Here is a 23,483-nt window from a genome sequence, read left to right as displayed (position 1 = left end):
CCCGTGACCGCTGCCCGCCGTCAGGCCGAAGGGGCCTTCTTGCCCCGGGTCGCCCCGCCGCGTCCTCGCAGCGTGACTCCGGACTCGCTGAGCATCCGGTGGACGAATCCGTAGGAGCGGCCGGTTTCCTCGGCCAGCGCCCGGATGCTCGCACCGGAGTCGTACTTCTTCTTCAGGTCTGCCGCGAGCTTGTCACGCGCGGCGCCGGTCACCCGGCTGCCCTTCTTCAGAGTCTCGGCCACCCGTGCCTCCTCAAGGAAGTGCGCTCTGGACTCTCATGATCACCCCTCCCGCGCTTCCTGGCCACCCATTCGGCAAGGAAGGTGCGAGGGGATTCCGCGCCCCGGAGCGGCCCGAGATAACCGGAATCCGGCATTCCTGAGCGGTTTCGGAGCCCCCTGGAGCGGACTGCGCGAAAAACGGGCAGGTCAGGGCCGTACGGGGCGGGGTGGGGCGAAACGAGTGCGCCCGGCAGTCATCTGCCGGGCGCCGCGCCGTGGTACGAGAGGTGCTCACTCAGATGATGGATCACCGATGGGCCGAATGATCCAGACGCGCCGGATCCCCGGGTTCCGCGGCGGATGTCCGGGTCCCGGGGTGGTGCCGCGCGCCCGCTCGGGTCAGGCCAGGGCGACCAGGTCGCGGTAGTCCGCGCCCCAGAGGTCCTCGACGCCGTCCGGCAGCAGGATGATCCGCTCCGGCTGGAGCGCCTCGACCGCGCCCTCGTCGTGGGTGACGAGGACGACGGCGCCCTTGTAGGTGCGCAGGGCCCCGAGGATCTCCTCGCGGCTGGCCGGGTCGAGGTTGTTCGTCGGCTCGTCGAGCAGCAGCACGTTGGCGGAGGAGACGACGAGGGTCGCCAGGGCGAGCCGGGTCTTCTCACCGCCCGAGAGCACTCCGGCGGGCTTGTCGACGTCGTCACCGGAGAAGAGGAAGGAGCCCAGTGTCTTGCGGACCTCGACGAGGTCGAGGTCGGGGGCCGCGGTGCGCATGTTCTCCAGGACCGTGCGCTCCGGGTCCAGGGTCTCGTGCTCCTGCGCGTAGTAGCCGAGCTTGAGCCCGTGGCCCTCGATGATCTCGCCGGTGTCGGGCTTCTCGGCGCCGCCGAGGAGCCGCAGCAGCGTGGTCTTGCCCGCGCCGTTGAGGCCGAGGATGACGACGCGCGAGCCCTTGTCGATGGCGAGGTCGACATCGGTGAAGATCTCCAGCGAGCCGTAGGACTTGGAGAGGCCCTCGGCCATCAGCGGGGTCTTGCCGCACGGGGACGGCTCGGGGAAGCGCAGCTTGGCCACCTTGTCGGAGACCCGCACGGCCTCCAGCCCGGAGAGCAGGCGCTCGGCGCGCTTGGCCATGTTCTGGGCGGCCACGGTCTTGGTCGCCTTGGCGCGCATCTTGTCGGCCTGGGAGTTCAGGGCCGCGGCCTTCTTCTCGGCGTTCTGGCGCTCGCGCTTGCGGCGCTTCTCGTCGGCCTCGCGCTGCTGCTGGTAGAGCTTCCAGCCCATGTTGTAGATGTCGATCTGCGCGCGGTTGGCGTCGAGGTAGAAGACCTTGTTGACGACCGTCTCGACCAGCTCGACGTCGTGGGAGATCACGATGAAGCCGCCGCGGTAGGACTTGAGGTAGTCGCGCAGCCAGACGATCGAGTCCGCGTCGAGGTGGTTGGTGGGCTCGTCGAGGAGCAGGGTGTCGGCGTCCGAGAACAGGATCCGGGCGAGCTCGACGCGACGGCGCTGACCGCCGGACAGGGTGTGCAGCGGCTGGCCCAGCACCCGGTCGGGCAGGCTGAGCGCGGCGGCGATGGTGGCGGCCTCGGCCTCGGCGGCGTATCCGCCCTTGGTGAGGAACTCCGTCTCCAGGCGCTCGTACCGCTTCATGGCCTTCTCGCGGGTGGCGCCCTTGCCGTTCGACATCCGCTCCTCGTTCTCCCGCATCTTGCGCAGGATCTCGTCGAGCCCGCGGGCCGAGAGGATGCGGTCGCGCGCCAGGACGTCGAGGTCCCCGGTGCGCGGGTCCTGCGGGAGGTAGCCGACCTCGCCGCTCCGGGTGATGGTGCCGCCGGCCGGCGTCCCCTCACCCGCCAGGCACTTGGTGAGGGTGGTCTTGCCCGCGCCGTTGCGGCCGACCAGTCCGATGCGGTCGCCCTTGGCGATGCGGAAGGAAGCGGACTCGATGAGGATGCGGGCGCCGGCGCGCAGCTCAATGCCGGAGGCGGTGATCACGGAAATACTCCAGGGCGGTATGGACGGCGGACGGGCGGTTACGGGTTCACGACTCGACGCCGTTAATGCACAAGGAGATTTGCCATGGAGCCAGTCTACTGGCGGTGTCCACCTGGTTCTCCGCATGCTCCGCACGGCCCGCCCGGCACCGCGGCACCGCCTCCGACCGGGCATGTCGCCCCCGGAGGGCCGATACTCGGCACAGGTCCGCGCACGCGCCGTGCAGCGGCCGGTACGGAGGGTGGTGGCACATGCGGTTCGACGACGACGCCGGTCTGGACACGTCGGAGGTCCGGGACGTGCGCGGCAGCCGGATCCCGGGCGGCCGGGCCACCATGGGCGGCGGTGTCGTCGGTCTCGTCGTCCTGGTCATCGGCCTGTTCCTCGGAGTGGGCCCGGAGCAGCTCGGCCTCTCCTCCGGCGACCCGGAGCCCGCCGCGACGTCCTCGTCGGCCGCCGAGGTCGAGCGGAGCTGCCGGACGGGCGGCGACGCGAACACCCGGGACGACTGCCGGACGGTGGCGGTGGTCAACAGCGTGCAGGACTACTGGAGCGGGGAGTTCGCGCGGAGCGGCGGGAGCTGGAGGGGCGCCAGGACGGTGCTGTTCGGCGACCGGATCGACACCGCGTGCGGGTCGGCCACCTCGGCGGTCGGCCCCTTCTACTGTCCCGGCGACCGGCAGGTCTATCTGGACCTGGGGTTCTTCGACGAGCTGCGGACGACGTACGGGGCCGACGGCGGGCCGTTCGCCGAGGCGTACGTGGTGGCGCACGAGTACGGCCACCACGTGCAGAACCTGCGGGGCACCCTGGGCCGGGCGCAGGACGGCCGGCGGGGCGCCGACAGCGCTTCGGTGAAGGTCGAGCTGCAGGCGGACTGCTTCGCCGGGGTCTGGGCGAACCACGCGACGACCACTCCGGGCGACTCGGGGCGGCCGCTGATCACGGAGCTGACCGAGGCCGACATCCGGGACGGGCTGAGCGCGGCGTCGGCGGTCGGCGACGACCGGATCCAGGAGAGGTTCCGGGGCGGCGTGGACCCGGAGTCCTGGACGCACGGCTCGTCCGCTCAGCGCCGGCAGTGGTTCACGACGGGTTTCCGCACCGGGGACCCGGCCCGGTGCGACACCTTCGGCTGACGGCCGGGACGCGCGCCGGCGGCCGGTGCGGGGCCCCGGTGTCCGCGGCGGGCCAGGTATCCGGATCGCCCCTGCCCCGCGGGGCCCCGGGCGTCCGGCGCGGCCGGTCCCCGGGGCGGCCCGGCCCGTACGGTCAGACCCCGCCGGTGTGCACCTGGAAGGCGGCGCGGCGCACGGCCTTGGCGAGGGCCGGGTCCGGGTGGGCGGCGGCCAGCGCGACCAGCACCTGGACGGTCCGGGGGTGCCCGACGGCCCGCACCTCGTCCAGGAGCGCGGGGACGGTGCCCTGGACCGCGGAGTCGAGGTGGCGGACCAGCAGCCCGGTCTCGCCGTGGTCGGCGACGGCCGCCGCGGTGTCGACCCAGAGCCAGGTGGCCTCCTCGCGGGTGAGGACGTCCTGGGCGTCGTCCGGGTCGTTGCCCTCGTACTCGGCGAGCCACAGCAGCGCGTAGGGGCGCAGCGGCGCCTCGGTGAGGACGGACCGCACGACGGGTTCGGCGGGGGCGCCGACGACGCGCAGCGCCTCGAAGGCGAGGCCGCGCAGCAGGGCGTCCTCGCCGCGGGCGACAGCCAGGAGCTCCGCCACCGCGCTGCCGACGGGCCGGGCGGCGAGCCAGGCCCGGTACTCGGCGCGGGCCGGGCCCGGGGTGAGCCGTGCGCAGCCGAGCAGCATGTCGGCCGCGGACTGCTCGATGTTGCCCGCAGGGCTCTGGGCCGCGACGCAGATCTGCTCCAGCTTGACCCAGACCGCCCAGTTGCCCAGCGGGGTGAGGGTGGCGTGGCCGGCGCCGAGGGTGAGCGCACCGACGGAGGCGAGGCCCTCCAGGGCCCAGTCGAGCAGCAGCGCGTTCAGATCGGCCGGTGCCGCGGGTGCCGCGGCGGGCACCGGCTGCTCCTGCGGCCCGTAGGACACCTCGCACCGCTCCTCGTGGAGTTCCGCGACGCGCTGGCCGAGCAGGTCGAGGAGCGCGGGCACGGTGACGGGCCCCGCCGAGAGCTGGAGGAGGGACAGCACCTGGGGCACCGCCTCGATGGCCTCGGCCACCGCGGTGGCCTCGATGCCGTCGGGTGAGGCGTGGACGAGCGACCAGGCGTCGAAGAGTGCCACCCAGCCGCGCAGCACGGCGGAGTCGTCGCGGTCCCAGGCGCGCAGCCGCCAGCCGGGGCGGGCGGTGTCGCCGTGCAGCTCGATGAGTCCGGCCAGCCTGGCCCGGTCCCAGCCGGTCCGCACCTGGTCCGGGGAGAGTGCGAGCGTGGCGGCGGCGCGTTCCAGGGCCCGGGCGGCGAGCGGGGCGGAGCCCGCGGCCGTCCCGTCGGCGGCCCAGTGGGCGATGCGTACGGCGTCGGCCAGGACGGCCCTGGCCTGGCGTGCCAGTTCGGCCGGGGGCGGTGTGCCCTCGGGTGGGCGGGGGGCCGGCCTGGTGCGCCGGGTCGTCACGGCCTTGCGGGCGGTCGCCTGGGGTCGCGGGCGGACAAGTCGCAGTCTGGAGTCGCGCGGGGTACGGGACGTCACGGGGAGCAGTCTTGCCCCTGACGGGCCGAAAGCCCAAACGGAAGCCGTGTCATCGGGGTTTCGGAGGGCTCAGGACCGGGGCACCAACCGGGCGGTTTGGGCCCATCAGCTCACATCAGGGGCGTGAGGAAACGGCGGAGCGCCTCCTCGTAGCCGGCCGGATCGGCGTTCCACATCGCCGCGTGCGGAGCGTGCGGCACGGCGTGCAGGGTCACGAGGTCGGGCCGGCGGGCGGCGAGTGCCCTGGAGTCGCGCCAGGGGGCGAGGGTGTCGTCGGGTCCGTGCAGGACGAGTGCGGGGACGTGCAGGGCGGCCGGCACCGAGGTGTCCAGGAGCGGCGCGCCGAGCAGTCCCGTCCGGCCCTGGGCGGCGCGGACGGCGAGCGGCAGCAGCGCGGAGGGGACGCCCCGGGCGGAGGCGAGGGCGCGCAGGGTCGCCGTCCAGTCCAGCACCGGGGAGTCCAGGACCAGGCCGCTGACGCGGTCGCGGAGTGCGGAGTGGAGGACGGTGTGCAGGGCCATCGAGGCGCCGGACGACCAGCCGTAGAGGATGACGTTCTCGGCGCCGTAGCGCACGGCGTGGCGGACGGCCGCGTCGAGGTCGCGCCACTCGGACTCGCCGAGGTGGGCGAGGCCGTCCGGGGACCGGGGGGCTCCCGGGTCCCCGCGGTAGCCCAGGTCGAGCACCGGGAACTGGTGGTCGTGCAGGAATCCCGTGACGTTCAGGGGGTGGTTCCTGGTGGTGCCGAGGCCGTGCACGGTGATCACCCAGGTGTCGCGGGCGCCGGGCACGAACCAGGCGGGCAGCGGGCCGAGTTCCCCGGGGATCTCGACCTCCTTGTAGGGGAGGCCGAGGGCGGTGAGCGGGTCGCCGCGGTACAGCTCCGGGGTGAGGCGGACCCTGGTGCCCGGTTTCAGGCTTCCGAGGGTGACGCGCTCCAGCCGGCGCACGACGGTGTCGGCGGTGTGCGCGGAGCCGCCGGGCACGGGCTCGGCCACCGGGCCGACGACCGCGTGCACGTCGCGGCCGGTCAGGCCGTAGGTGCCGGGGCGCAGCGCGGAGAACGAGCGGGTCAGGGTGATCTGTCCGGCCGCGGTGGCGTGCACGGTGAGCCGGCGGTCGGCGGGGAAGGGCCGTGGCGAGGGCGCCCGGAGGGCGGCGTCGCTGGCGTAGCGTCCGGCGGCGACCGCTGCCGCGCCGACGCCGAGGACCGAGGTGGCGGCCACTGCCGCCGCTGTTGCCGGGCGCACGGCACCAGTCTCCCGGGCGGGGGCGCCGGGTGCCAGCGGGGGTCGGCCGTACGGTGCGGGAGCGGGGCGCGGGGGGCCTGCGGTCCGGGCCGGGGCGTGACGATCTGCGGGCCGGGCGGTCCTGCGGTTCGGGCACGACGGTCCCACGGTCCGGGCCGGGCGGGCGCGGCGGGCCTGCGGTCCGGGCCGGGGTCAGCCGGGCTGGCCGTATCCCTCCAGGGCGTCCTGCACGTCGCGCAGCTGGGCGGGGGTGAGGAGGGCCGGGCTGCGGCCGGGCACGGAGCTGGCGGTGAGCCAGAGCCTGCACATCCATTCGAGCTGGGCGGTGCGGTCGTAGGCCTCGTCGAGGGTGCTCCCGTAGGTGACGGTGCCGTGGTTCCGCAGCAGGCACCCGGTGCGGCCGCGCAGGGCGGTCAGCATGGCGTCGGCGAGCTCAGGGGTCCCGTAGCGCGCGTAGGCGGCGGTGCGGACGGGGCCGCCGAGGAAGGCCGCGGCGTAGTGCACGAGCGGCACCTCGGGGACGAGGGTGGAGACGGCCGTGGCGTGCACGGCGTGGGTGTGCACGACGGCGGCGGCGTCGGTGTGGCGGTAGACGGCCAGGTGCAGCGGGAGTTCGCTGGTGGGGGCCATGGCGCCCAGGACCTGGCGTCCGTCGAGGTCGACGCCGACGGCGTCCCCGGGGCCGAGGCGGTCGTAGGGCACGCCGCTGGGGGTGACGAGGACGATGTCGCCCACCCGGGCCGACACGTTGCCCGAGGTCCCGACGACCAGTCCGTCCGCCGCCGTCCGCCGGGCCGCCGCGACGACACCGTCCCACGCCCGCCCGACCGCGTCCGGTCCCCGCTCGTCCCGCTCGTCCATGCGGGGATCCTAAGGGCTGTCCCGTCGTCCCCGGGGGGACGGGACACGGCTGGTGCGTGACCGCGGCGGACGTGACCGACGTCTCGCGGACCGGGCGCACCGGGCGCGGCGCGGAGGGTCCGCACCGGGCGCCGGCCGGGCCCCGCACCGGCCGCGGGAGTCCGGCCCCCTCACCGCGCACACAAGCGGAACCCGGTTACGCGCTTGGGGTCACCGGGTCGCCCTGCCCAGTTCATCTTCCGTTCACCCAGGTTGCTTACGTTCCCCGTGCCAATGACGTCGAACGATTGCCTGGGTAAATGGAACACATCACGCTGCTGCTTGCGATTGTGGTCGTGACAGCTCTCGTGTTCGATTTCACGAACGGTTTCCACGACACCGCCAACGCGATGGCGACCACCATCTCGACCGGCGCCCTCAAGCCCAAGACAGCGGTGGCCATGTCCGCCGTCCTCAACCTCGTCGGCGCGTTCCTCTCGGTGGAGGTCGCCAAGACGATCTCCGGCGGGATCGTCAATGAGGACGGCCTCAGAACCGAGGTCATCTTCGCCGCGCTGGTCGGTGCCATCCTGTGGAACCTGCTGACCTGGCTGGTCGGCCTCCCCTCCAGTTCCTCCCACGCACTCTTCGGCGGGCTCATCGGCGCCGCGGTGATGTCGGCCGGCTGGTCCTCCATCAACGGCGGGACCGTCGTCACCAAGGTCCTGCTGCCCGCGATCGCCGCGCCCCTGGTGGCCGGTGTCGCCGCGCTTCTGGCCACGAAGCTGACGTACCGCCTCAACCGGAAGATCACCGACGAGGCCCAGCTGGCGTCGACGGCCAAGGGGTACCGCGCCGGCCAGATCGCCTCGGCCGGCCTGGTCTCGCTCGCCCACGGCACCAACGACGCGCAGAAGACCATGGGGATCATCACCCTGGCCCTGGTCACCGGCGGTGTCCTCGCCCCCGGGTCGAACCCGCCGGTCTGGGTGATCGCCTCCGCGGGCATCGCCATCGCGCTGGGCACCTACCTCGGCGGCTGGCGCATCATCCGCACGATGGGCAGCGGCCTCACCGACCTGCGCCCGCCGCAGGGCTTCGCGGCCCAGACGAGCGCGGCGACGGTCATCCTGGCCTCCTCGCACCTCGGTTTCTCCCTCTCCACCACCCAGTCCTGCTCGGGTGCCGTCATGGGCGCGGGCCTCGGGCGCGCGGGGGGCGTGGTCCGCTGGTCGACCGCCACCCGGATGTTCGTCGCCTGGGGTCTGACGCTGCCGGCCGCCGGACTGGTCGGCGCGGGTGCCGAGTTCCTGACCAAGCAGGGCCCCTGGGGCGTCGCGGTGGTCGCCGTGCTGCTCGTCGCCGGTTCCGGCGCCATCTGGCTGCTGTCGCGCCGCAAGCCGGTCGACCACACCAATGTCAACGCGGCCGAGGGCGAGCCCGCGGGCGTCGTCACCACCGCCATCGCGGCCGTCAGCCCGCCGCCGGCCGGTGTGGGTGTCGCGGGCCTCAAGACCACCATCCACGCCCCGGCGGCCGAGACCCCGGTCGACCGCCCGGCCACGGTGTAAGGACAGATCCGCATGAACATCGACTGGGCAGCTCTCGCGTCCGTCTTCGGCGTCAGCCTCGTGATCACCGTCGCGCTGGTCGGCCTCTTCACCCTCGGCATCACCGGCCTCGCCAGGCAGACCCCGGGAGCGCAGGGCGGCGGGGGCGGCGTGCTGGCGCGCACCGGCGCGTACGCCTGCTTCGCGCTGTGCGCGGCGGCGGTCGCGTACGGGATCTATCTGATCGTCGCCTGACCCGCCGAGCGGGCGGTACGACGTGCTCGGGCCGGACACACCCTCGTGTGTCCGGCCCGATGTGCGTCGGAGCACACGGAAGCCCCGCAGGTCAACGGCAGGTTGACGGGCGTTCATGGGGCGTGGTGGACTGCCGGAGCCGTTTACGGCGACAGGAGAGGAAGCCGGTGCGAATCCGGCGCGGTCCCGCCACTGTCACCGGGGAGCAGCCTCCACACGGAAGTCACGGTCCGCACGCGGACTGGAAGACCGGGGGAACTGCGGATCCGGGGAGCCAGGAGACTCTCGTCGCCGGTCACGTCGAACCAGGGCGCGGACCCTGAGTGAGGACATACGCCATGCCGGGCTGCCCCGCGTCGGTCACCGAACCACCCTCCGAGCAGGCCCGTCGAGGCGCGACGGCCGGCTGACCGGTGCGAGCCGACCGCGTCTTCACGTACGGTGCCGCCGCCGGCCTGATCGGCGACCTGGTGTTCGGCGACCCCCGGCGGGGCCATCCGGTCGCCGCCTTCGGGCGTGCCGCGGCGGAGACCGAGCGCCTGCTCTGGCACGACCACCGCGGCTGGGGCGCCCTGCACACCCTCGTCTGCGCCGGGGGCGCCACGGCCGCCGCCGCGCTGGCCGCCCGCGCCGTCCGCGACCGTCCCGCCGCGGCCGTGGCGCTGACCGCGGCCGCCACCTGGTCCGTCGTCGGCGGCACCTCGCTGGGCCGCGAGGCGCGTGCCGTCGGCGCGGCCCTGGCCGCCGGGGACCTCGGGTCGGCCCGGGAGCGGCTGCCGCACCTGTGCGGCCGCGACCCGCAGGCGCTGGACGGGCCCGGCATCGCCCGGGCGGTGGTGGAGTCCGTCGCCGAGAACACCTCGGACGCCGTCGTGGGGGCCCTGGTGTGGGGGGCGATCGGCGGGGTGCCCGGACTGATCGGCTTCCGGGCCGTCAACACGCTGGACGCGATGGTCGGGCACCGGTCGCCCCGGCACCGGCGCTACGGCTGGGCGTCGGCCCGCCTCGACGACCTGGCCGGCTGGCCGGGGGCCCGGCTCACCGCCGCGCTGGCCGTGGCCGCCGGAGGACGTCCGCGCGAGGCGGTCCGCGCCTGGCGGGCCGACGCGGGACGGCATCCCAGCCCCAACGCGGGCCCGGTGGAGGCCGCGTTCGCGGGGGCGCTCGGTGTGCGGCTCGGCGGCACCCTCGCCTACGGCGGACGGGTGGAGCACCGGCCGGTGCTGAACGCGGAGGCCGGCCGGGACGTGCGGGTCGGGGACATCGAACGAGCGGTGCGGCTGTCGCGCCGGGTGAGTGTGCTGGCCCTCGTCGTGTGTGCGGCGGTGCGGCCGGCCAGGGGACGGAGGGCCACATGAGCGGCGGGCTGCTGGTCGCGGGCACCACTTCGGACGCGGGCAAGAGCGTCGTCACGGCGGGCATCTGCCGGTGGCTGGTGCGCCGGGGGGTGAAGGTCGCGCCGTTCAAGGCGCAGAACATGTCGCTGAACTCCTTCGTCACCCGGGAGGGGGCGGAGATCGGGCGGGCCCAGGCGATGCAGGCGCAGGCCGCCGGGGTGGAGCCGTCGGCGCTGATGAACCCGGTGCTGCTCAAGCCCGGCGGGGACCGCTCCAGCCAGGTCGTCCTGATGGGGAAGCCGGTCGGCGAGATGAGTGCGCGCGGCTACCACGGGGGGCGGCAGGAGGCGCTGCTGGGGACGGTGACGGACTGTCTGGAGCAGTTGCGGGGCAGTCATGACGCGGTGATCTGCGAGGGGGCGGGCAGTCCGGCCGAGATCAATCTGCGGCGTACGGACATCGTGAACATGGGCGTCGCGCGGGCCGCGCGCTTCCCGGTGCTGGTGGTCGGCGACATCGACCGGGGCGGCGTGTTCGCCTCGTTCTTCGGGACGACGGCGCTGCTGGGCCCGGAGGACCAGTCGCTGATCGCCGGCTACCTCGTCAACAAGTTCCGCGGCGACGTGTCGCTGCTGGAGCCGGGGCTCGACATGCTGCTGGGGCTCACGGGCCGGCGGACCTACGGGGTGCTGCCGTACGCCCACGGCCTGGGCATCGACGAGGAGGACGGGCTGCGGGTCTCGATGCGCGGCACCGTGCGGGAGTCGGTCGTCGCGCCGCCGCACGGCGAGGAAGTGCTGCGCATCGCGGTGTGCGCCGTGCCGCTGATGTCGAACTTCACCGACGTGGACGCGCTGGCGGCCGAGCCGGGCGTGGTGGTGCGGTTCGTGGACCGGGCGGAGGAGCTCGCCGACGCGGACCTGGTGATCGTGCCGGGCACCCGCGGCACCGTGAAGGCCCTGGCGTGGCTCCGGGAGCGCGGTCTGGCCGACGCCCTGCTGCGGCGGGCCGCCGAGGGGCGGCCGGTGCTCGGGATCTGCGGCGGGTTCCAGGTGCTCGGTGAGCGCATCGAGGACGACGTGGAGTCGCGGGTCGGCCTCGTCGAGGGGCTCGGGCTGTTGCCGGTGCGGGTCCGATTCGGCCGGGAGAAGGTCCTGGCCCGGCCGGCCGGGACGGCGCTCGGGGAGCCGGTGGAGGGCTACGAGATCCATCACGGGGTCGCCGAGGTGGGCGGCGGCGAGCCGTTCCTGGACGGATGCCGGGTGGGCGCGGTGTGGGGGACGCACTGGCACGGTTCGCTGGAGAGCGACTCCTTCCGGCGTGCCTTCCTGGCCGAGGTGGCGCGGGCCGCGGGCCGGCGGTTCACGGCGGCGCCGGACACGAGCTTCGGGGCGCTGCGGGAGGAGCAGCTGGACCGGCTGGGGGACCTGATCGAGGAACACGCCGACACGGACGCGCTGTGGCGGCTCATCGAGACCGGCGCGCCGGAGGGGCTCCCGTTCCTCCCGCCGGGCGCGCCGCCCGTCCCCGCGCCGGCTCCCGTCGCCGGGGCGGCGGGGCCGGACAGTCCGCCCCCGCCGCCGGACGCCGCCGCGTCCGGACCCGACCGTGCAGATGTCATCGCCACACAGGAGGCTCCGTGAGTACGCCGTATCCCTTCACCGCCCTCGTCGGGCAGGACGATCTCCGGCTCGGGCTGCTGCTCAACGCCGTCAGCCCGGCCGTGGGCGGGGTCCTGGTCCGGGGCGAGAAGGGCACCGCGAAATCCACCGCCGTACGGGCGCTGGCCGCCCTGATGCCCGAGGTGGAGACCGTGGCGGGGTGCCGCTTCTCGTGCGACCCGGGCGCGCCCGATCCGGCGTGTCCGGACGGCCCGCACGAGCCGGGGACGGGTGTGTCGCGGGCGGCGCGGACCGTGGAGCTCCCGGTCGGCGCGTCGGAGGACCGGCTGGTCGGCGCGCTCGACATCGAGCGGGCCCTCTCCGAGGGCGTGAAGGCCTTCGAGCCGGGGCTGCTGGCCGACGCGCACCGCGGGATCCTCTACGTCGACGAGGTCAACCTGCTCCACGACCATCTGGTGGACCTGCTGCTGGATGCGGCGGCGATGGGGGCCTCGTACGTCGAGCGGGAGGGTGTGTCGGTCCGGCACGCGGCCCGGTTCCTGCTGGTCGGGACCATGAACCCCGAGGAGGGCGAACTGCGCCCCCAGCTGCTGGACCGCTTCGGGCTGACCGTCGAGGTGGCCGCCTCGCGGGAGACGGACGAGCGGGTGGAGGTGGTGCGCCGGAGGCTCGCCCACGACGACGACCCGGCCGGGTTCGCGGCACGGTGGGCGGACGAGGAGGTGGCGCTGCGTGAGCGCATCACCGCCGCGCGCGCCCTGCTCCCCCGGGTGGTGCTCGGCGACGGCGTGCTGCGGCAGATCGCGGCGACCTGCGCGGCGTTCGAGGTCGACGGGATGCGCGCCGACATCGTGATGGCCCGCACCGCGACGGCGCTGGCCGCGTGGGCGGGCCGTGAGGAGGTCGTCTCCGACGACGTGCGGCAGGCCGCGCTGCTGGCACTCCCCCACCGGCGGCGGCGCAATCCGTTCGACGCGCCCGGGCTGGACGAGGACAAGCTGGACGAGACCCTCGACGAGGCGGCGGCCGACCGGGACGAGCGGGGCGGGGACGACGACGATCCCGGTCCCGACGGGCCCGGCGGCGGGGTGCCCCCGCAGAACGACGGCCCCGAGAGCGACGGCGGCGCGGACGCGGGCGGCTCCGACGACGGGGGCGCCGACTCGCCCGGCCCGGAGGACACCGGGAGCGGTGACGCGCCCGCGCCGGGCGGCGGCGGGGAGCGGCAGCCCGTCCGGGCCGGTGAACCGTTCCGGACGAAGATGCTCAGCGTGCCGGGTCTGGGCGAGGGCGCGGCCGGACGGCGGTCCAGGGCGCGGACCGAGCACGGCCGGACGACCGGTTCACGGCGGCCGGAGGGAGCCCTGACGAAGCTGCACCTGGCGGCGACGGTGCAGGCGGCGGCGCCGCACCAGCGGGCGCGCGGGCGGTCGGGCCGGGGTCTCGTGGTGCGGCGTGACGACCTGCGGCAGGCGACCCGGGAGGGGCGCGAGGGCAATCTCGTGCTGTTCGTCGTGGACGCCTCCGGGTCGATGGCGGCCCGGCAGCGGATGAGCGCGGTCAAGGGGGCGGTGATGTCGCTGCTGCTGGACGCCTACCAGCGCAGGGACAAGGTCGGCCTGGTCACCTTCCGGGGGAAGGCCGCCGAGGTGGCGCTGCCCCCGACCTCGTCGGTGGACGCGGCGGCCGCACGGCTGGAGTCGCTCCCGACGGGCGGCCGCACCCCGCTGGCCGCCGGACTGCTGAAGGCGCACGACGTGCTGCGGGTGGAGCGGCTGCGTGATCCGTCGCGGCGGCCGCTCCTCGTCGTGGTGACGGACGGCCGGGCGACCGGGGGCGTCGATCCGGTGGCGCTGGCGGCGCGGGCCGGGCGGCTGCACGCCTCCGAGGGCACCGCGTCGGTCGTCGTGGACTGCGAGTCGGGGTTCGTGCGCCTCGGTCTCGCCGCACAGCTCGCCCGGGATCTGGGAGGCGGCGCGGTCACGCTCGACGAGCTGCGGGCCGACTCGATCGCCGGTCTGGTCAAGGACATCACTGCTGCCGGGAGGGCCGCTTAATGCCGCAGGGACAGCCTGTGTCGGTACCGGACGACGGACTGACGACACGTCAGCGACGCAACCGTCCGCTGCTGTTCGTCCACACGGGCGTCGGCAAGGGGAAGTCGACGGCCGCCTTCGGGCTGGCCCTGCGGGCCTGGAACCAGGGCTGGCCGGTCGGGGTGTTCCAGTTCGTGAAGTCGGCGAAGTGGAAGGTCGGCGAGGAGAACGCGCTGAAGGTGCTCGGGGCGAGCGGGGAGGGCGGCAGCGTCGCCTGGCACAAGATGGGCGAGGGCTGGTCGTGGGTCCAGCGGGGCCTGCACGGCGACAACTCCGACAACGAGGCGAAGGCCCGGGAGGGCTGGGAGCAGGTCAAGCGTGACCTGGCCGCCGAGACGTACAAGCTGTACGTGCTCGACGAGTTCGCCTATCCGATGCACTGGGGCTGGATCGACACCGACGAGGTCGTCGAGGTGATGCGCGACCGTCCGGGGACGCAGCACGTGGTGATCACGGGGCGGAACGCGCCGCAGAAGCTGATCGACGCGGCGGACCTGGTGACCGACATGTCGAAGGTCAAGCACCCGATGGACGCCGGTCAGAAGGGCCAGAGAGGCATCGAGTGGTGAGCGTCCCCCGCCTGGTCGTCGCCGCACCGGCCTCGGGCAGCGGCAAGACGACGGTCGCCACCGGCCTGATGGCCGCCTTCGCGGGGCGGGGCCTCGCGGTCTCCCCGCACAAGGTGGGGCCCGACTACATCGACCCCGGCTACCACGCGCTGGCCACCGGCCGTCCGGGGCGCAACCTCGACGCGTACATGTGCGGGCCCGACCTGGTCGCCCCGCTGTTCGCGCACGGGGCGAGCGGCTGCGACCTGGCCGTCGTCGAGGGCGTGATGGGGCTCTACGACGGGGCGTCGGGGCAGGGCGAACTCGCGTCGACCGCCCAGGTGTCCAAGCTGCTGCGGGCGCCCGTGGTGCTGGTCGTGGACGCGTCCTCGCAGTCGCGTTCGGTCGCGGCCCTCGTGCACGGGTTCGCCTCCTGGGACCCGGAGGTGCGGATCGGCGGGGTGATCCTGAACAAGGTGGCGTCCGACCGCCACGAGGCGCTGCTCCGGGAGGCGCTCGACGAGTCCGGGCTGCCGGTCCTGGGGGTGCTGCGGAGGGCTCCTCAGGTGGCGACCCCTTCCCGTCATCTGGGCCTGGTCCCGGTGGCCGAGCGGCAGACCGACGCGCTCGACGCCGTGCGCGCGATGGGCGACCGGGTGCGCGAGGGCTGCGACCTGGACGCCCTGATGGCGCTGGCCCGCTCCGCGCCGGAGCTGCCCGGCGAGGCGTGGGAGCCGGAGCGGCACCCCCGGCCGGAGACCCGGCCCGTGGTGGCGGTGGCCGGCGGGGCGGCGTTCACCTTCGCCTACGCCGAGCACGCCGAGCTGCTGACGGCGGCGGGCGCGGAGGTGGTCGTCTTCGACCCGCTGCACGACGAGAAGCTGCCCGCGGGCACGGCGGGCCTGGTCATCGGCGGCGGCTTCCCCGAGGTCTACGCCCCGGAGCTGTCGGCGAACGAGCCGCTGCGCGGCGCGGTGACCGCCCTGGCCGTGTCCGGCGCCCCGGTGGCCGCGGAGTGCGCGGGGCTGCTCTATCTGGCCCGCGAGCTGGACGGCCGTCCGATGTGCGGGGTGCTGGACGCCTCGGCCCGGATGTCCGAGCGGCTGACCCTCGGCTACCGGCAGGCGGTGGCGGTGTCCGACAGCGTGCTGGCCGGGGCGGGGACCCGGCTGCGCGGCCACGAGTTCCACCGGACGGTGCTGGAGCCGGGAGCCGGGCCCACGCCGGCTTGGGGTCTGCACCAGCCGGAGCGGCGTGTGGAGGGCTTTGTGCAGGGGGGCGTGCACGCGAGCTATCTGCACACCCACTGGGCGGCGGCGCCCGGGGTCGCCCGGCGCTTCGTGGAGCGGTGCCGGGGGTGAGGCCGTCCCGGCCGCTGCGGGGGGCGCCCGGAGAACAGGGGCGGCCGGCGCTGTCCTCCGCGCACGGGCGGCCGGTGGCGCCCGCCGCGGACGGGCGGCCCGTGGCGCCGGGGACGGGGGCGGGGTCAGTCCGCGATGCCGACCACCAGCCAGATGAAGCCCACTCCGGCGACCGTGCACAGCAGCGTGGAGCGGGCCGGGTGGTCGTGGTGCGCCTCGGGGAGGATCTCGGCCGCCGCGAGGTAGAGGAGGGCTCCGCCGAAGAAGCCGAGATAGCAGCCGAGCAGTTCCTCCGGAAGGGTGAACAGCAGCGTGGTGGCCGCGCCCACGAGAGGGGCCAGGGCGTCCGCGTACAGCATGACGAGCGCCTTGCGGCGGGCGTTCCCGTAGAGGCTGGTGATCGTGTACGTGTTGAACCCGTCGGCGAAGTCGTGGGTGATGACGGCGAGCGCGACGGCCGCGCCCATGCCGCCGCCGACCTGGAACGCGGCGCCGAGGGCCACGCCGTCCATCAGGCTGTGGCCCACCATCGCGGCGGCCGCCGTCAGTCCGACCTGCGGGACCCGCTCCTCGCCCGCCCCGTGTGCCGCCTGGCGTACGGCCAGCGAACGTTCCACGAGGTGCGCCGCCAGGAAGCCGCCCACGAACAGCAGCAGGGCGGCGGGCACACCGAAGACCAGGCCTCCGGCGGCGTCCACCGCCTCGGGCAGCAGGTCGAGGCCGACGACGCCCAGCATCAGTCCGCCGGCGAAGCCGAGCACGAGGTGCCGGCGGTCGCTGACGCGCTGCGCGACCCAGCCGCCCGCCAGGGTCATCAGGAACGCGCCGAGCGCGACGAACACCGCCATGGGCCCTTGCTAGCGGATCGACCCCGCTCCCCGCACCTCAGGGGTCCCTTACCCGGCGCCCGCGGCGGCGCCCTCCGGCGCCCCGCCCGTCCCCCTCGTCCGTGTCCCCGGACGTGTCTCCGGACGTGTCCTCGGACGTCTCTCCGGACGGTGCGCACCGCCGCGTTCCCGGAGGTCTCTCCACCGTGTTCCCGGACGTGCCCCGCCGCGTGTCCGGCCGTGTTCTCCGCCGTGTCCCCCGAAAGGACTGCTTCCCATGACCCGAGCCGCGGTCGTCGTCGGTGTCGGTGCCCGCCGGGGCGTCCGGGCCGAGGAGGTGCTCGCGCTCGTCCTCGGGGCGCTGGAGGAGGCCGGCCGGACGGCCGGTGACGTGGTCGAGCTGGCGACGCTCGACGCCCGGGCGGACGAGCCGGGGATCACCGGTGCCGCGGCGCGCCTCGGGGTGCCCGTCCGGGCGTACCCGGCGGCCGATCTGGCGAGGGTCCCCGTGCCCCATCCCTCGGAGGTGTCCCGCACGGCTGTGGCCACCGGGTCGGTGGCGGAGGCGGCGGCGCTGCTGGACGGCGGTGAACTGCTCGTCCCCAAGCGGAAGTCGGCGTCGGCGACCTGCGCGGTGGCGCGCCGGCTCCGGTCCGCGGGCCCCCAGGCATCGACGAACGGCGCCGCGCCGTCCACCATGGCTGCCATGCTGCCCCCCACGAAGCACAGCGAGAACGCCGGGCCCGATCTGCGGCACCACGGCGACGCGGAAGTACGCGGCCTGGACCTGACCGACCTCGCCGTGAACGTGCGCGCCGGTACACCGCCGGAGTGGCTGCGCGGGCGGATAGCGGCGTCCCTCGGCTCGCTGGCGGCCTATCCGGACGGGCGGCCGGCGCGGACGGCGGTCGCCGGACGGCACGGGCTGCCGGAGGAGCGGGTGCTGCTGACGGCGGGCGCGGCCGAGGCGTTCGTCCTGATCGCCCGGGCCCTTCCGGCCAGGCGGCCGGTCGTCGTGCACCCGCAGTTCACCGAGCCGGAGGCGGCCCTGCGCGCGGCGGGGCACGAGGTGGGCCGTGTGCTGCTGCGCCCGGAGGACGGGTTCCGGCTGGATCCGGCGGCGGTGCCCGAGGACGCGGATCTGGTGGTGGTCGGCAACCCGACCAACCCGACGTCCGTGCTCCATCCCGCGGGTGTGCTGGAGCGGTTGGCGCGCCCGGGGCGGACCCTGGTGGTCGACGAGGCGTTCATGGACGCCGTACCGGGCGAACGCGAGGCGCTGTGCGACCGCCAGGACGTCCCCGGGCTCGTCGTGCTGCGCAGCCTGACCAAGACCTGGGGCCTCGCGGGTCTGCGGATCGGCTATGTGCTCGCCGATCCGGAGACGATCGCGCTGCTCCAGGAGGCGCAGCCGCTGTGGCCCGTCTCCTCCCCCGCTCTGGCCGCGGCCCAGGCGTGCATGGAACCGCGTGCGCTGGTCGAGGCGGCGGACGCGGCGGACCGGATCGCGGTGGACCGCGCGCATCTGCTGGCCGGGCTCGCGGAGTTCAGCGAGGTACGGGTGACGGAGCCGGCCGCCGGACCGTTCGTGCTGGTGCGGCTGGAGCGCGCGGACGAGGTACGGGAGCTGCTGCGCTTCCGCGGGTTCGCGGCGCGGCGCGGCGACACGTTCCCCGGGCTGGGCGACGAGTGGCTGCGGATCGCCGTGCGCGACCGTGTGACGACCAACCGGTTCCTTCAGGCGCTGGACCTGGCCCTCCAGGGGCTGCCGCGGAGAGCCGTCGGCTGACCGTCCCCGGGCCGGAGGGCGGCGCCCGCGTCGCGGAACACCGCCCTCCGGGACGGGGATCAGTCCCTGGTGCCCCTGCGGGCGACGACCGTGGCGCCGGCTCCGACGGCCAGCAGGACCGCGGCGGCCCCCGCGATGTACGGGGTCGAGGTTCCGGCCCCGGTCTCGGCGAGGTCCCCCGGACCGGCTTCCTGGACCGGCCCGGACCCGGTCTGAGGCTTCGCGTCGGACTCCTCGCCGCCCGAGCCGCCGGAACCGCCCGAACCGCCCGAGCCCGTCGATCCCGTCGAACTGTCGCCGCCGGAGCCGCCGTTTCCCGGGCCGCCGTCGTCCCCGCCCCGGCCCGGCGTCTCGCACGTCGCCCCGGCGAGCGTGATCTCGCCCTCCACCTCGGCGACGTTCAGGTCCAGCGGGTTCACCGAGACCCGCAGTCGCAGCGCCGTCGCGGCCGCCGTCCGTGTCGTCGTCTCCGTCCTCGACAGGTCGAGCGTGACGTCGCCGACGCCCGGCACGCTCACCTCGGTCGTGCCGCCGGAGGTGAGCCGGGTCCGCTTGCCGAGCACCGTGACCTGTCCCAGCACGTTCGACTCCGCCACCGGGTCCCGGCCCACCCGGCAGAGCGCCTTCGAGGTCACCTCCTCGACCTCGATCAGCGAGAGCAGCGGCAGTCCGGGCACGTGGACCCGCGCCGCGGCGAGACGGGTGCGGCCCTCCGCCGCGTGCTCGTCCACGGAGGCGTCCGCCGAGGCGGCGTCGGCCTTCAGCACATGGACGGGACGGCCCTTCTCGACCCCGTCGAGCTCCACGCTGAGCGCCGTCCTCTCCGCGCTCGCGGGGGCGTGCACCTCGTTGAGCGCGGTCGTCAGCGGGACCCGGACCGACTTGTTCAGGAGCGAGACGTCGAGTCCGGCGCGGAGCACGACCGCGCTCGCCTTCCCCCGGCCGTCGTCCGGGGCGGCCGTGTCCGTCGCGGTGGCCGCCTGTGCGGGGACGGCGACGAGCAGGGCGACCGGGACCGCGGCGAGCGCCAGGGCGGCGGGACGGAAGGTGTTGCTGTTCACGATGGTGGAACCCCCACAGAAGACATGGAGCCTCCGGCGCCGTCCCCGGGGGGACTTCACGGGCACCGGTGGCTTCGACTCCGTGAATCTTTACGCACGGAGAGTGAACGGGCGGACACCTCACGTCAGTTCACTCCAACGAGGGGTTTTAGCGTGCCCATTCGAATCCGGCGGCACAGGAGTTCCCCCGATTCACCCGTTCCCCTCGCTGCGGAGCGTGTCCACCGGACGGTCCCGGCGCTCCACAAGAGTGGTTCAACGAGAGCCGCGCCCCGAAGTCACCGCCGGTCAACACGACACCCGAGGGCGGTCCCGTCGTCGCCGGTGGATCGGCGTGCGGCGTCGGACGCGGCGCACGCAGGGCGGAGGGCTCGGTGGTCGCACGGCGAAGGCGGGACGCACCCAAGCCGGAGGGCGCGGCGCACCGCACGCCGGAGGGACGTGCGTCTGCTGGACCTGTGCGGGCGTTCCGGCCGCGCGGCGAGGCGCCGCAGCCGTCGCCGCCCGCCCTCGGGATCACGGGCCGGTCCTCGGAACGGGGTCCCCGTCGTCAGCCCCTGACCCGGCCGTTGAGCACGACCGCCCGCGGTGCGGCGAGGGCCCTGACGTCCGCCCGCGGGTCCTCGTCGTACACCACGAGGTCGGCCGGGGCCCCCTCCTCCAGCGCCGGCCTGCCCAGCCAGCGGCGCGCGCCCCAGGTGGTCGCCGAGAGCGCGTCGAGGGCGGGGATGCCGGCCTTCACCAGCTCGGCGACCTCGTCCGCGATCAGGCCGTGCGCCAGCGAGCCGCCCGCGTCCGTGCCGGTGAAGACCGGGATCCCGGCGTCGTACGCCGCGCGCACGGTCTCGTAGCGGCGGGCGTGCAGCCGCCGCATGTGGGCGGACCAGCGCGGGTACCTGGCCTCGCCGCCCGCCGCGAGTCCGGGGAAGGTGGCGATGTTGACCAGGGTGGGGACGATCGCCACGCCGCGCTCCGCGAAGAGCGGGACGGTGTCCTCGGTGAGCCCCGTCGCGTGCTCGATGCAGTCGATGCCCGCCTCCACCAGGTCCCGCAGCGCGTCCTCGGCGAAGCAGTGGGCGGTGACCCGGGCCCCGAGCCGGTGCGCCTCGGCGATCGCCGCCTCGACCTCGCCCCGCGGCCAGCAGGCGGTCAGGTCCCCGGCGTCGCGGTCGATCCAGTCGCCCACCAGCTTGACCCAGCCGTCGCCGCGCCGCGCCTCCTGTGCGACGTACGCGACGAGGTCGCCGGGCTCGATCTCGTGGGCGAAGTTGCGGATGTAGCGACGGGTCCTGGCGATGTGCCGACCGGCCCTGATGATCTTCGGCAGGTCCTCGCGCGCGTCCACCCAGCGGGTGTCGGAGGGCGACCCGGCGTCCCGGATGAGCAGCGTGCCCGCCCGCCGGTCGGTGAGGGCCTGCTGCTCGCTGGTCGCGGCGTCCACCGGCCCCTGGTGGTCGAGGCCCACATGGCAGTGCGCGTCCACCAGGCCGGGCAGGACCCACCCGGTGAGCGTCACGGCCTCGTCCGCGCCCGGCGGTCTTGTGTACGTGATCCGCCCGTCCACCGCCCAGAGTCCGTCCCTGACCTCGTCCGGGCCGACGAGCACCCGCCCCTTGATCCGCAGCACCGGCACAGCCTCGTGATCGCTCATGCACTGCACCCTACGAGGCGGCCCGAACGAAGGTCCGGGAGGTGCTGGGTACCCTCGACGCAGGCGCTGACCGCGCACCGGCCGACCGAAGAGAGCACCACCGTGACGCACCCGTTCCTCGACCTCGCCCCGCTCACCGCCGCGCGCTTCGCGGCGATCGAGCGGCGGGTGGCCGGCCTCCTCGCCACCGAGCAGGACGTGGTCATCATGCAGGGCGAGGCGCTGCTGCCCCTCGAAGGCTGCATCCGCGGCGCCGCCCGGCCCGGTTCGACCGCGCTGAACATCGTGACCGGGCCGTACGGCCAGACCTTCGGCGACTGGCTGCGGGACTGCGGCGCCGAGGTCGTCGACCTCTCGGTCCCGTTCCACTCGGCGGTGACCGCCGAGCAGGTCGAGCGCGCGCTGGCCGCGCACCCGGAGATCGACTTCGTGTCGCTGGTGCACGCCGAGGCGGCGACCGGCAACACCAATCCGGTCGCCGGTATCGGCGAGGTGGTCCGGGCCCACGGCGCGCTGTTCATGGTGGACGCCGTCGCGTCGGTCGGCGCGGAGCCGCTGCTGCCGGACGCCTGGGGCGTGGACCTGTGCGTCATCGGCGCGCAGAAGGCGATGGGCGGCCCCGCCGGGGTGTCCATGGTGTCGGTGAGCCCGCGGGCCTGGGAGCGGATGGAGTCCAACCCGCGGGCCCCTCGCCGGTCCTACCTCTCGCTGCTGGACTGGAAGGCCCGCTGGATCGACGGTGGCCGCAGGGCGCTGCCGCACGCCCCCGCCCAGCTGGAGATGCTGGCGCTGGACGCCTGTCTGGAGCGGATCGAGGCGGACGGCCCGGACACGGTCATGGCGCGGCACGCGTCGGCCGCGGCCGCGACCCGGGCGGGCGCGACGGCGCTGGGCGGCGGGCTGGAGCCGTACGTCCACGACGCCCGCGACGCGGCTCCGGTCGCCACGACGCTGCGCACCCCGCCGGGTGTCGACGCCTCGGAGCTGGTCGCACGCGCGACGGCCGCCGATCCGACGCTGCCGCTGATCGCGGGAGGAGGGGCGCTCGCGCGGGAGATGGTCCGCGTCAACCACTACGGCGCGGACGCCACCCGGGAGGCGGTGCTGTCGTCGCTGGCCGCCCTGGGCGCCGCACTGGACGGCGCGGGGCGTGCGACCGACCCCGGAGCAGCCCGCGAGGCCGTCGCGAAGGCGTGGCCGAAAAACTGAATTGATTCACCGCGCGCTTACGTCGATTTCATCGACGCATAAAGGGGAGCTACTTTATCCGGAGTAGCTCCCCACATTCTTCTTCCCCCGTTCGCAGAAGCTAAACGCCACAGTTCCGGCCGACCGGATCCACGTAATCCGAACGGGTTTCACGAGAGTTACAACTATGTGATCGAACCCACAGGGCGTCCGTTATGCCTGATTGATCCTGGTCAAAACCGCACGAATCGCCGCCTCCGGGGTCCGGGGTCGCGCCCGCGTGATAACACGGCCGACTGCGCGACCCAACCCCTTGCGGCGATGCAATTTTCATTTTCGCTCGGTAAATTCAATTTGCATGACCGCAGCACCCGCAGATTTTGCACGTGCCCGAAGCGAATTCCTCAGGATCGACACACCACGCGTGGAGGACGGAGCCGCGCTCTGGCGCATCGCCCGCGACTCCGAGGTCCTCGACCTCAACTCCTCGTACAGCTACCTGCTGTGGTGCCGCGACTTCGCGGCGACCTCCGTCGTCGCGCGCGACGAGAACGGCGACCCGATCGCCTTCGTGACCGGGTACGTCCGCCCCGACCGCCCCGGAACGCTCGTCGTCTGGCAGGTGGCCGTGGACCGGGATCACCGGGGCAAGGGACTGGCGGCCACGCTGCTGGACGCCCTGACCGCCCGCGTTGCCTCCGACCAGGGGCTGACCTCGGTCGAGACGACCATCACCCCGGACAACACCGCCTCCGACCGGCTGTTCACGTCCTTCGCGCAGCGGCACGACGTCCCGCTGGAGAACGAGGTGCTCTTCGACGGAGCCCTGTTCCCCGAGGGGACGCACCTGCCGGAGGTCCTCTACCGCATCGGTCCCTTCTAGGGCCTCCCAGCGCCCCTCCGCGCCCCGCCCGGGCGCGGCCTTCCCGGGCATGCCTGACCCGCCGCCCGTCACACCCCCTCGAGCAGGAGATCAGCTGTGACCATCACCCCGCCCGCCCTGAGTGTCTTCGAGAGCCTTGAGTCGGAAGTACGCAGCTACTGCCGCAGCTGGCCCGCGGTCTTCGACCGTGCGCAGGGCGCCCGCCTCACGGACGAGGACGGACACGAGTACCTGGACTTCTTCGCCGGTGCCGGTTCATTGAACTACGGGCACAACAACCCGGTGCTGAAACGTGCGTTGATCGACTACATCGAGCGTGACGGGATCACGCACGGTCTGGACATGGCGACGACG

The 23,483-nt window shown here is 74.4% G+C and carries 20 protein-coding genes and 1 riboswitch; of the genes, 12 read left to right on the top strand and 8 right to left on the bottom strand.

All coding sequences use genetic code 11. The features are described from left to right. Window positions 1-20: 20 nt before the first annotated feature. Entirely contained in the window at window positions 21-242 is a 222-nt protein-coding gene (locus ABZ172_RS23885) for a helix-turn-helix domain-containing protein (RefSeq protein WP_043439149.1), read from the bottom strand. 378 nt (window positions 243-620) lie between these two features. Beyond that, window positions 621-2,219, bottom strand: a complete 1,599-nt coding sequence (locus ABZ172_RS23880; protein ID WP_356886218.1) for an ABC-F family ATP-binding cassette domain-containing protein — start codon at window positions 2,217-2,219, stop codon at window positions 621-623. Window positions 2,220-2,470: 251 nt separating this feature from the next. On the opposite strand from ABZ172_RS23880, the gene ABZ172_RS23875 reads away from it, so the two are divergent. Further along, window positions 2,471-3,358: a neutral zinc metallopeptidase gene (locus ABZ172_RS23875; RefSeq protein WP_356886216.1), complete on the top strand. Its 888-nt coding sequence runs from the start codon at window positions 2,471-2,473 to the stop codon at window positions 3,356-3,358. Between the two features lie 133 nt (window positions 3,359-3,491). Here ABZ172_RS23875 and ABZ172_RS23870 read toward each other — a convergent pair whose 3' ends face one another. From ABZ172_RS23870 to ABZ172_RS23860, 3 genes are all read right to left on the bottom strand, one after another. Continuing rightward, the gene (locus ABZ172_RS23870) at window positions 3,492-4,796 is read right to left on the bottom strand and encodes a hypothetical protein (protein ID WP_356886304.1); all 1,305 of its coding nucleotides are present in this window, start codon (window positions 4,794-4,796) and stop codon (window positions 3,492-3,494) included. Between the two features lie 185 nt (window positions 4,797-4,981). Further along, on the bottom strand, window positions 4,982-6,121 hold the full coding sequence (locus ABZ172_RS23865; RefSeq protein WP_356886214.1) for an alpha/beta hydrolase: 1,140 nt from the start codon (window positions 6,119-6,121) through the stop codon (window positions 4,982-4,984). A gap of 192 nt (window positions 6,122-6,313) precedes the next feature. Further along, window positions 6,314-6,982, bottom strand: coding sequence for a class II aldolase/adducin family protein (locus ABZ172_RS23860; RefSeq protein ID WP_356886212.1), 669 nt, complete (start codon window positions 6,980-6,982; stop codon window positions 6,314-6,316). Between the two features lie 299 nt (window positions 6,983-7,281). On the opposite strand from ABZ172_RS23860, the gene ABZ172_RS23855 reads away from it, so the two are divergent. The 7 genes from ABZ172_RS23855 (at window position 7,282) to ABZ172_RS23825 (ending at window position 15,730) form a co-directional block, all read left to right on the top strand. Further along, the gene (locus tag ABZ172_RS23855; protein WP_356886210.1) at window positions 7,282-8,532 is read left to right on the top strand and encodes an inorganic phosphate transporter; all 1,251 of its coding nucleotides are present in this window, start codon (window positions 7,282-7,284) and stop codon (window positions 8,530-8,532) included. A 12-nt stretch (window positions 8,533-8,544) separates the two neighbouring features. Continuing rightward, window positions 8,545-8,766, top strand: a complete 222-nt coding sequence (locus tag ABZ172_RS23850) for a hypothetical protein (RefSeq protein WP_356886208.1) — start codon at window positions 8,545-8,547, stop codon at window positions 8,764-8,766. Window positions 8,767-8,922: 156 nt separating this feature from the next. Next, a riboswitch (cobalamin riboswitch) is annotated at window positions 8,923-9,051 on the top strand. Window positions 9,052-9,179: 128 nt separating this feature from the next. Beyond that, complete coding sequence (locus ABZ172_RS23845; RefSeq protein ID WP_356886206.1) at window positions 9,180-10,124, top strand: cobalamin biosynthesis protein; 945 nt, start codon at window positions 9,180-9,182, stop codon at window positions 10,122-10,124. Then, window positions 10,121-11,746: a cobyric acid synthase gene (locus tag ABZ172_RS23840; protein WP_356886204.1), complete on the top strand. Its 1,626-nt coding sequence runs from the start codon at window positions 10,121-10,123 to the stop codon at window positions 11,744-11,746. The genes ABZ172_RS23845 and ABZ172_RS23840 overlap by 4 nt, the downstream gene beginning before the upstream one ends. Then, the gene (locus ABZ172_RS23835) at window positions 11,743-13,782 is read left to right on the top strand and encodes a putative cobaltochelatase (protein ID WP_356886202.1); all 2,040 of its coding nucleotides are present in this window, start codon (window positions 11,743-11,745) and stop codon (window positions 13,780-13,782) included. Before ABZ172_RS23840 ends, ABZ172_RS23835 begins: the two co-directional genes overlap by 4 nt. Next, complete coding sequence (gene cobO / locus ABZ172_RS23830) at window positions 13,782-14,390, top strand: cob(I)yrinic acid a,c-diamide adenosyltransferase (RefSeq protein WP_356886200.1); 609 nt, start codon at window positions 13,782-13,784, stop codon at window positions 14,388-14,390. Before ABZ172_RS23835 ends, cobO begins: the two co-directional genes overlap by 1 nt. After that, complete coding sequence (locus ABZ172_RS23825; RefSeq protein WP_356886198.1) at window positions 14,384-15,730, top strand: cobyrinate a,c-diamide synthase; 1,347 nt, start codon at window positions 14,384-14,386, stop codon at window positions 15,728-15,730. Before cobO ends, ABZ172_RS23825 begins: the two co-directional genes overlap by 7 nt. 125 nt (window positions 15,731-15,855) lie before the next feature. On the opposite strand, the gene ABZ172_RS23820 is transcribed toward ABZ172_RS23825, so the two are convergent. Continuing rightward, the gene (locus ABZ172_RS23820) at window positions 15,856-16,578 is read right to left on the bottom strand and encodes a ZIP family metal transporter (protein ID WP_356886196.1); all 723 of its coding nucleotides are present in this window, start codon (window positions 16,576-16,578) and stop codon (window positions 15,856-15,858) included. A gap of 256 nt (window positions 16,579-16,834) precedes the next feature. Here ABZ172_RS23820 and cobC point away from each other — a divergent pair, with 256 nt between their 5' ends. After that, a complete protein-coding gene (gene cobC, locus ABZ172_RS23815) occupies window positions 16,835-18,346 on the top strand; it encodes an Rv2231c family pyridoxal phosphate-dependent protein CobC (RefSeq protein WP_356886194.1) in 1,512 nt (503 codons plus the stop codon). A 59-nt stretch (window positions 18,347-18,405) separates the two neighbouring features. On the opposite strand, the gene ABZ172_RS23810 is transcribed toward cobC, so the two are convergent. Both ABZ172_RS23810 and ABZ172_RS23805 read right to left on the bottom strand, forming a co-directional pair. Continuing rightward, a complete protein-coding gene (locus tag ABZ172_RS23810) occupies window positions 18,406-19,407 on the bottom strand; it encodes an SCO1860 family LAETG-anchored protein (protein ID WP_356886192.1) in 1,002 nt (333 codons plus the stop codon). 550 nt (window positions 19,408-19,957) lie between these two features. Continuing rightward, on the bottom strand, window positions 19,958-21,058 hold the full coding sequence (locus ABZ172_RS23805; protein ID WP_356886190.1) for an amidohydrolase family protein: 1,101 nt from the start codon (window positions 21,056-21,058) through the stop codon (window positions 19,958-19,960). 102 nt (window positions 21,059-21,160) lie between these two features. Between ABZ172_RS23805 and ABZ172_RS23800 the strand changes: the two genes are divergently transcribed. The 3 genes from ABZ172_RS23800 to ABZ172_RS23790 form a co-directional block, all read left to right on the top strand. Further along, complete coding sequence (locus ABZ172_RS23800) at window positions 21,161-22,267, top strand: aminotransferase class V-fold PLP-dependent enzyme (RefSeq protein ID WP_356886188.1); 1,107 nt, start codon at window positions 21,161-21,163, stop codon at window positions 22,265-22,267. Between the two features lie 337 nt (window positions 22,268-22,604). Next, a complete protein-coding gene (gene ectA, locus ABZ172_RS23795; RefSeq protein WP_356886186.1) occupies window positions 22,605-23,129 on the top strand; it encodes a diaminobutyrate acetyltransferase in 525 nt (174 codons plus the stop codon). 96 nt (window positions 23,130-23,225) lie between these two features. Beyond that, a partial coding sequence (locus tag ABZ172_RS23790; RefSeq protein WP_356886184.1) for an aminotransferase class III-fold pyridoxal phosphate-dependent enzyme occupies window positions 23,226-23,483 on the top strand: 258 nt, incomplete at its 3' end.

Source organism: Streptomyces sp. NPDC006296, from assembly GCF_040613235.1.
In the GTDB taxonomy this organism is placed as follows: Bacteria; Actinomycetota; Actinomycetes; order Streptomycetales; family Streptomycetaceae; genus Streptomyces.
This window is presented reverse-complemented; position numbering and strand designations above follow the sequence as displayed.

Bases quoted from the DNA above. Each gene is read 5' to 3' on its own strand.
- ABZ172_RS23875 (WP_356886216.1), top strand. From the start codon at position 2,471: ATGCGGTTCGACGACGACGCCGGTCTGGACACGTCGGAGGTCCGGGAC.
- ABZ172_RS23860 (WP_356886212.1), bottom strand. From the start codon at position 6,982: ATGGACGAGCGGGACGAGCGGGGACCGGACGCGGTCGGGCGGGCGTGG.
- ABZ172_RS23855 (WP_356886210.1), top strand. From the start codon at position 7,282: ATGGAACACATCACGCTGCTGCTTGCGATTGTGGTCGTGACAGCTCTC.
- ABZ172_RS23850 (WP_356886208.1), top strand. From the start codon at position 8,545: ATGAACATCGACTGGGCAGCTCTCGCGTCCGTCTTCGGCGTCAGCCTC.
- ABZ172_RS23840 (WP_356886204.1), top strand. From the start codon at position 10,121: ATGAGCGGCGGGCTGCTGGTCGCGGGCACCACTTCGGACGCGGGCAAG.
- cobO (WP_356886200.1), top strand. From the start codon at position 13,782: ATGCCGCAGGGACAGCCTGTGTCGGTACCGGACGACGGACTGACGACA.
- ABZ172_RS23820 (WP_356886196.1), bottom strand. From the start codon at position 16,578: ATGGCGGTGTTCGTCGCGCTCGGCGCGTTCCTGATGACCCTGGCGGGC.
- cobC (WP_356886194.1), top strand. From the start codon at position 16,835: ATGACCCGAGCCGCGGTCGTCGTCGGTGTCGGTGCCCGCCGGGGCGTC.
- ABZ172_RS23805 (WP_356886190.1), bottom strand. From the start codon at position 21,058: ATGAGCGATCACGAGGCTGTGCCGGTGCTGCGGATCAAGGGGCGGGTG.
- ectA (WP_356886186.1), top strand. From the start codon at position 22,605: ATGACCGCAGCACCCGCAGATTTTGCACGTGCCCGAAGCGAATTCCTC.